At 72.3% G+C, this 7,144-nt stretch carries 6 protein-coding genes, 1 pseudogene and 1 riboswitch; of the genes and pseudogenes, 2 read left to right on the plus strand and 5 right to left on the minus strand.

Translation table 11 applies throughout. The annotated features are described in order from the left end of the window. Window position 1 precedes the first annotated feature (1 nt). On the minus strand, window positions 2–1,261 hold the full coding sequence (thrC, locus tag ACSIH6_RS36085; RefSeq protein ID WP_435112807.1) for a threonine synthase: 1,260 nt from the start codon (window positions 1,259–1,261) through the stop codon (window positions 2–4). 13 nt (window positions 1,262–1,274) lie between these two features. Beyond that, a riboswitch (SAM riboswitch) is annotated at window positions 1,275–1,416 on the minus strand. 283 nt (window positions 1,417–1,699) lie between these two features. On the opposite strand from thrC, the gene ACSIH6_RS36090 reads away from it, so the two are divergent. Then, window positions 1,700–3,136, plus strand: a complete 1,437-nt coding sequence (locus ACSIH6_RS36090; RefSeq protein ID WP_435112808.1) for an alpha,alpha-trehalose-phosphate synthase (UDP-forming) — start codon at window positions 1,700–1,702, stop codon at window positions 3,134–3,136. Window positions 3,137–3,319: 183 nt separating this feature from the next. On the opposite strand, the gene ACSIH6_RS36095 is transcribed toward ACSIH6_RS36090, so the two are convergent. The 3 genes from ACSIH6_RS36095 to ACSIH6_RS36105 form a co-directional block, all read right to left on the minus strand. After that, window positions 3,320–3,916 carry a GrpB family protein gene (locus ACSIH6_RS36095; protein ID WP_435112809.1) on the minus strand — a complete coding sequence of 199 codons (597 nt, stop codon included), beginning with the start codon at window positions 3,914–3,916 and terminating at the stop codon, window positions 3,320–3,322. A gap of 207 nt (window positions 3,917–4,123) precedes the next feature. Then, a complete protein-coding gene (locus tag ACSIH6_RS36100; RefSeq protein ID WP_435112810.1) occupies window positions 4,124–4,900 on the minus strand; it encodes a class I SAM-dependent methyltransferase in 777 nt (258 codons plus the stop codon). A gap of 373 nt (window positions 4,901–5,273) precedes the next feature. Further along, complete coding sequence (locus ACSIH6_RS36105; protein ID WP_435112811.1) at window positions 5,274–6,443, minus strand: S8 family serine peptidase; 1,170 nt, start codon at window positions 6,441–6,443, stop codon at window positions 5,274–5,276. 228 nt (window positions 6,444–6,671) lie between these two features. Between ACSIH6_RS36105 and ACSIH6_RS36110 the strand changes: the two genes are divergently transcribed. Then, window positions 6,672–6,962, plus strand: coding sequence for a DUF3263 domain-containing protein (locus ACSIH6_RS36110; protein WP_435112812.1), 291 nt, complete (start codon window positions 6,672–6,674; stop codon window positions 6,960–6,962). 76 nt (window positions 6,963–7,038) lie between these two features. Here ACSIH6_RS36110 and ACSIH6_RS36115 read toward each other — a convergent pair. Then, window positions 7,039–7,144, minus strand: a pseudogene (locus ACSIH6_RS36115) (RNA-guided endonuclease TnpB family protein); the annotation flags it as partial.

Raw genomic sequence — 7,144 nt, forward strand, 5'->3', positions numbered from 1 at the left:
TCTAGGCCAGACCGGCGTCGGTGAAGGCGCTCAGCGACGGCCTGATCGTGGCGCTCACCCCGGCGTCGACGGCGTTCAGGGTCTTGAGCCCGTCACCGGTGTTGAGCACGACGGTCTCGGCCTTCGGGTCGAGCCTGCCCTCGCGGACGAGCTTGCGCAGCACGCCGGTGGTGACGCCGCCCGCGGTCTCGGCGAAGACGCCCTCGGTGCGGGCGAGGAGCTTGATGGAGTCGACGATCTCGTCGTCGCCCACGTGCTCCACCGATCCGCCCGTGCGCTTGGCGATGTCCAGCACGTACGGCCCGTCGGCCGGGTTCCCGATGGCCAGCGACTTGGCGATGGTGTCGGGCTTGACCGGCTGGATGACGTCGATGCCCTTGTCCCAGGCCTGCGCGACCGGGGAGCAGCCCGTGGCCTGGGCGCCGAAGATCCGGTACGGGCGGTCCTCGACCAGGCCGAGCTTGACCAGTTCCTGGAAGCCCTTGTCGATCTTGGTGAGCTGGGAGCCGGACGCGATCGGGATGACGATCTGCTCGGGCAGGCGCCAGCCGAGCTGCTCGGCGATCTCGTAGGCCAGCGTCTTGGAGCCCTCGCCGTAGTAGGGGCGCAGGTTGACGTTGACGAAGCCCCAGCCCTCGCCCACCGGGTCGCCGATGAGCTCGGAGCAGAAGCGGTTGACGTCGTCGTAGTTGCCGTCGATGGCCACGACCTTGCCGCCGTAGACGGAGGCCATGACGACCTTGGCCTCCTCCAGCCCGGCGGGGATGAACACGCAGGACTCGAACCCGGCGCGCGCGGCGGCGGCGCCGACGGCGCCGGCCAGGTTGCCGGTGGAGGAGCAGGACAGGGTGGTGAACCCGAAGGTGCGGGCGGCCTCGACGGCGATGGCGACCACGCGGTCCTTGAAGGAGTGCGTGGGGTTGCCGGAGTCGTCCTTGACGTGGAGGGAGTCCAGGCCCAGCTCGGCCGCGAGGCGGTCGGCCCGCACCAGCGGGGTCAGGCCGGGTGCCATGTTGGGCAGCTCGGCGACGTTGGCCGGGACGGGCAGGAGGGAGCGGTAGCGCCAGATGCTCTTGGGGCCGCTCTCGATGTCGGCGCGGGTGACGGTCCCGAAGTCGTAGGCGACCTCAAGGGGGCCGAAGCAGAACTCGCAGGCGAACCGGGGGGTGAGCTCGTAGCGCTCACCGCACTCGCGACAGGAGAGCGCGGTACCGGGGCCGAAGGAGCGGGCGGTGGTGGGTTCGGTGGCGGTAATCGCCATGGCGAGGCGTCTCCCCTCATCTTTCCTGGCGGACACCTTGTCCCCAGGCCGGAGTTGGCACCTGTCCCAGCCGTCCCGCGGGTTCGCGGGTGTCACATGCTGGAATGGTTGCCGGGGCTTCGCAGGGCCGGTCCCTCCACCCCTCTGGATGAGCAATATGAAGTTCTGTGCGGGTCCTGTCGGATCCGCACCGCAACTGTAACGGAGGTGTCGGCCGGTTTTCCACGCCTGGTGATCCGGGTAACACGAAACGGCTCACATGGTGAGACGGAGCTGGTCCGGGCCCTGGAGGCGAGCACACCGCGCGGCGCGCGTGTGACGCGCACCCCCGCTGACCCGCGCGGGGTTTGGGGCGGCTGTCGACAGGCGAGACATAGGGGGAACCCCCTCTTCACCACCGCCCCACCCCGATCGCTTTTTCTCCGAGAGGACGACCACGTGGACAAGGCACAGATCCTCATCGCCTCCAACAGGGGACCCGTGTCCTTCTCGACCGCCGACGACGGCTCGCTGGAGCATCGGCGCGGCGGGGGCGGACTGGTGTCGGGAATGATCTCGGTCGCCACCGAGATCGACAGCATCTGGGTGTGCGCCGCCCTGTCGGACGCCGACCGGCGGGCCGCGGCGGAGGCGCCGCAGGCCCGGCTGGACCAGGCCCACGACCTGGACGGCATGCGGGTCCACATGCTGGACATCCCCCAGCAGGTCTTCGACGGCGCCTACACCGGGGTGGCCAACTCGACCCTGTGGTTCGTGCAACACATGCTGTACGACACCCCCAACAAGCCGTCCTTCGGCTCGCGGTTCCGGCGGACGTGGGAGGACTACACCGCCTACAACAACGCGTTCGCCGAGGCCCTGGTGGCCGGTGCCGCCGAGGGCGCCCGCGTGGCCGTGCAGGACTACCACCTGGCGCTGGTGCCGCGGATCCTGCGCGCGCGCCGCCCCGACCTGCGCGTCGCGCACTTCTCGCACACCCCGTGGGCTCCCCCGGAGTACTTCCGGATGCTGCCCGGGCAGGTCGCGCGCGAGCTGCTGGAGGGCATGCTGGGCGCGGACCGGCTGGGCTTCCTCAGCCCGCGCTGGGCGGACGCCTTCCTGCGCTGCTGCGAGGAGATCCTGCGCGCGAAGGTCGACTTCGGGCAGCGCACCGTGGAGCACGGCGGCCGGTTGGTCGGGGTGGGCGTGCACGCCCTGGGCGCCGACGAGGAGGGGCTGCGCCAGAGCGCCGCCGAACCGGCCGTGGCCTCGCGCCGGAGCACCCTGGAGGACGCGGTCGGCGACACGAGGCTGATCGTGCGGGTGGACCGCACGGAGCTGTCCAAGAACATCGTGCGGGGCCTGGAGGCCTACCGCGAGCTGCTGACCGCCCGTCCGGAGTGGCGGGGGCGGGTGACCCACCTGGCGTTCGCCTACCCGAGCCGGGGCGACGTGCCGGAGTACCGCGAGTACACCGACGCGGTGCTGCGGACCGCCAAGGAGATCAACGAGGAGTTCGCGACCCCCGAGTGGACGCCCCTGATCCTGGAGGTCAACGACGACTACCCGCGTTCGCTGGCCTCGTTCCAGATGGCCGACGTGCTCCTGGTCAACCCGATCCGGGACGGCATGAACCTGGTGGCCAAGGAGGGCCCGGTCCTGTCGGAGCGGGACTCGGTGCTGGTGCTGTCGCACGAGGCGGGGGCGGCGGACGAGCTGGGCGGGCACGCGCTGCTGGTCAACCCCTACGACACCGTGGAGACGGCGGAGGCGCTGCACGAGGCGCTGTCGATGCCCGGGGAGGAGCGGCGCAGGCGCAGGCAGCGGCTGGCCGAGGCGGCGGTGGCGCTGCCGCCGCGCCGGTGGTTCCAGGACCAGCTGCGCTCGCTGGGCTGAGTCCGGAGGCGTCGGGGCCCGGGTGCGCGTCCGCGCGCCCGGGTCCGCGCAGAGCCTGGGGCCCTGCGTTCGCACGGTCCCGGGTCTGCGGGTTCGGGGCCGCTGGAGCCCGGAGGCGGGGACGCGTCCGCCGTCGGGAGACGGTACGCGCCCCTGGTCGCGGCCCGGCGGGCCGGGAACCGGTCAGCCGCTGGCGCCCTCCCCGGCGTCCGCCTCGGTGAGGAGCTGCCGGATGATGTCGCTCTTGGCGTCGGCGTAGTCCTGGATACGGTCCCAGGTGCGCCCGACCAGCTCGCGCTTGACCGCGGTGTAGCGTTCGCGCGCGTCGGCGTCGGCGATGAGGAGGTCGCGGAAGCGGCGCATGCGCTCCGCCTCCTCGCACCCCCGGCTGAACACGTGCAGGTTGAGGTTGACCTCGGAGCCCTTGAACACCCGGTGCTCGTACCAGTCGGGCTCCCTGATCACCAGGGGGTACCCGGCGGCTTCGAGGTCGGGCAGGTAGGCGGCCTCGTCCGAGGAGTCGGCGACGAGGAGCAGCAGGTCGACGCAGGGTTTGGCGGCGAGGCCGGGCACCGCGGTGGAGCCGACGTGCTCGAAGAGCAGCACGCGGTCGCCGAGGGCGGCGCGGACCCTTCCGTCCTCGCGCCGGAACAGGTAGGGCCACTTGGGGTCGTACTCGGAGAGGCGGACGCGCCCGTTGACGAGATTGCGGAACTCGGGCGCGGTCCCGGCTCGCGGCTCGCCTCGTGAGGGCAGAGGAGACGCTTCGAGGGGTGACATTCTCCAAAGCCTTGTCCCCTCGGGTGCCCGCGTCAAGCCCGTCCGGCGTTGCTTACATATGCACGCGCAGACGTGACGTCACAGTTCGTCGGGGGTCCGTGACGTGCAGCGACCACGGACCGTGTCCGGTGTCCGGTTCCGGACAGGAGGGCCGAGGCGCGCGTCCGCCGGGCCCCGTCGGGCGGACGGAGCCGTACGGACCGGTTCCTAGCCGGGAACCGACACCACCAGCACCAGGGAACCCTCCAGCTCGGGTACTCCCCTCAGGTGTCCGAACCGGCGGTCCCAGGTCCCGTCGGCCAGGTCCCGGGACAGGTGGGCGGTGAACCGCTCGTGCACCGCCTCGTCCACGAAGCTCCACGCCGAGCAGGACAGGCGTGCGCCCACCTCCAGCAGGCCCTCCGGCCGCCCGTAGTAGGCCTCGTTGAACCCGTCGGAGCAGTCCAGGGGCACGGGGACGGGCACGACGGTGGTGGCGCCGCCCAGCCCCGCGGCCAGGGCGGCGATCGCGGGGTAGCGGCGGGCCTCGGTGTCCAGGACCTCGGGGGCGTACTCGTGGAGCCAGAAGTCGCGCACCAGGTCCGGGTCGCAGGTGAGCACGGCGACGGGGCCCGTGGTGACCCGCCGGGCCTCGGCCAGTCCGGCCTCCAGGTCGCGCCACTGGTGGACGCTGAACGTGGTCATGGCGGCGTCGAAGGACCCGTCGGGGAAGGGCAGGCTCTCGGCGGCGGCGTCGACCGCCGCGGGCAGGCTGTCCGGGCGTTTGGCCCGCATGCTGGCGGAGGGTTCCACGGGGGTGACCTCGCGGTCGAGGGGCTCGTAGGAGCCCGCGCCCGCCCCGATGTTGAGGACCGTGCGCGCGTCACCGAGCGCGCGGTGCACCGCGGCCGCGATCCGCGGGTCGGGGCGGCGGTGGTCGGTGTAGGTGCGGGCGATGACACCGTAGTCGGCGTCGCCAGCGCTGCCGTCGGCCATGCGCGTCATGTGCTCTCCGCCCTGTCGTGGGCGCGCCCGGGGCGGGGCGCCCGGCGGTGAGGACGCTATCCGCCGGGCGGAGCCGGACGCCAGTGCTTAACGGCCCCGCCCTCGACACAGAGGGTGTGAGTGACCCCACACCGGCGATGCCACGTGTTCGCCGGTTACGGCGCGTCCGGAACCGGAACCGGGTCGCAACAGGGACGTCCGGAACCGGGACCGCCGGAACGGGCGCGGGGGAGCCGGGGACGACCCACCACGGAACCCTCTGGAACGGGCGCGGGGGAGCCGGCCGGAACCGGGGGCGTCCCGGAACAGAAACCGTCCGTGCCCTCCCCCCGGGGGTGGGCACGGACGGGTACGACAGCTCAGTCGCCGCAGCTCAGTTTCCGCGCGTCCTGCGGCGGCGTCCGCCCTTCTTACGACGGCTGGCGGGCGTGGCCTCGGCGGCGCGCTCGGCGGCGATCAGCTCGTCCTGCTCGCGGCGCTCGGCCTTCACGCCGTAGGGATCGGCGGTGGAGCGGCGCACCCACAGGATCAGGATGAGGACGCCCAGGACCACGACGGCGCCGACGGTGACGAACCACGCCCACGCGGGCACCAGCCCCGACTGCTCGCCCTGCCCGACCAGGTCCTCGTCGATGAGCGGAACGTCCTGGGCGACGCCGGACGCCTGCTCCTCCGCGCTGGGCAGGTGCAGGGCGGGCAGGCCGTCAGGGCCGGGCTGGGAGCCGTCCACCAGCGCGTCGCGGACCTGGTCGGGCCGCAGCTGCGGGTGCTCCGCGCGCATCAGGGCGGCGGCCCCGGCGACCATCGCGGCGGCGTAGGGAGCCCCGGTCACCTCGGCCTGGCTCGGCTCCGGTCCCGCGGTCACCAGGTCGGCGCCGGGGGCGGTCAGCGCGATCATCCCGGCCCCGGGCGCACCCGGGACGAGGGCTCCGTCCTGGTCCGTCCCCGCGACCGTGAGCACGTTGGGGTCCTCGTCCTCCCCCGCCGGGCCGACGACCAGCGCGCCGTTGTCGGAGGCCTCCTGGGTGGCCTCGGCGAGGTCGGGCCCCGCGGGCTCGGGCAGCAGGATGACCTGGGCGCCCTCCTGGGAGGCGAACCGCACGGCCTCAGCCAGCCGGTCCCCCGTGGGCAGCGCGAGCACGGTGGCCTCGGGAGCCACGCCCAGGACGCCGCCGTCGGCGTCCCTGCCGTGCCCGTGGGCCGCGACCAGTCCGGCCGCGGCGTTGCCCTGCTCGACGTCGCCGTCGTTCTCACCGAACCGCGTGTCCAGCTGGATGTTGTCGACCAGGTCCGGGTGCCCCTCGTCGACGGAGACACCCAAGAGCGCGACCGTGGCTCCCTGGCCCTGGTTCTCCTCCCACAGCTCCGGGGCCCCCACGGCCTGGAGTCCCCACTGCTCGGGCCGGTAGTCGGGAACCAGGTCCGCCGCGGCCGGGACCGCGGTCAGGCCGAGGACGGCGGCGGTGGCGGCCGCGAAGGCCGCGCTGGCCCCGCCACGGGCGCGGCGTGTGTGTATCCTGTTGCGGCTGTTGCCCCCGAGCACGTCAGGCTCCCTCGAACGATGCGGTCGACGTTCCACGCGGCCCTCCGGACCCCCGTAATTCTGTCACGAGCACAGGATTCAAGCGTGGACAAGTGGCCTGAGGGGTAGAAAACGTAACTGTATCCCTGGTGCCAGTCCTGCGGTTTCGGCTCCTCATCCGGCATGTCGAGTCGCTAGCATGAGTCGGGCCGATCCGGACAAACCAATTTCCCGTCCAGGGGGTGTCCCATGCCGAATATCGGTCCGACCGAAGACGGTCAGTCGGCCCTCGCCGAGCGCGAGCAGCGCATCCTCGCCTTCGAACGCCAGTGGTGGAAGTTCGAGGGCTCAAAGGAACAGGCGATCCGTGACGAGTTCGGGTTCTCCGCGACCCGCTACTACCAGCTGCTGAACGGGCTGGTGGAACGACCGGAGGCCCTCGCCTTCGACCCGATGACCGTCAAGCGGCTGCGTCGGCTGCGCGCCGACCGCCGCCGTCAACGCAACGCACGCCAGTTGGGGATCCAGCTGCCAACTTGACCTGGCCCTGACGGGCCGGGCTTGGAGGTAGCGCCCAACTGGCTGCTGGGGTGGACTCCTCCGTCCAAACACCCCGTTATGGGGTGTCAGGGACGCGTGACTCACGCCCCGCGTTCCACACCCTCTCGCCACGGGCGGCGATGTTGTGGGAAGCGTTGCGGTCGGCGTGGGCAACGACCCCA

The organism is Nocardiopsis synnemataformans (assembly GCF_965343085.1).
Taxonomy (GTDB): Bacteria; Actinomycetota; Actinomycetes; order Streptosporangiales; family Streptosporangiaceae; genus Nocardiopsis; species Nocardiopsis alborubida.

Excerpts from the sequence above, each read along its gene's own strand:
- thrC (WP_435112807.1), bottom strand. The coding sequence starts at position 1,261 with ATGGCGATTACCGCCACCGAACCCACCACCGCCCGCTCCTTCGGCCCC.
- ACSIH6_RS36095 (WP_435112809.1), bottom strand. The coding sequence starts at position 3,916 with ATGTCACCCCTCGAAGCGTCTCCTCTGCCCTCACGAGGCGAGCCGCGA.
- ACSIH6_RS36100 (WP_435112810.1), bottom strand. The coding sequence starts at position 4,900 with ATGACGCGCATGGCCGACGGCAGCGCTGGCGACGCCGACTACGGTGTC.
- ACSIH6_RS36110 (WP_435112812.1), top strand. The coding sequence starts at position 6,672 with ATGCCGAATATCGGTCCGACCGAAGACGGTCAGTCGGCCCTCGCCGAG.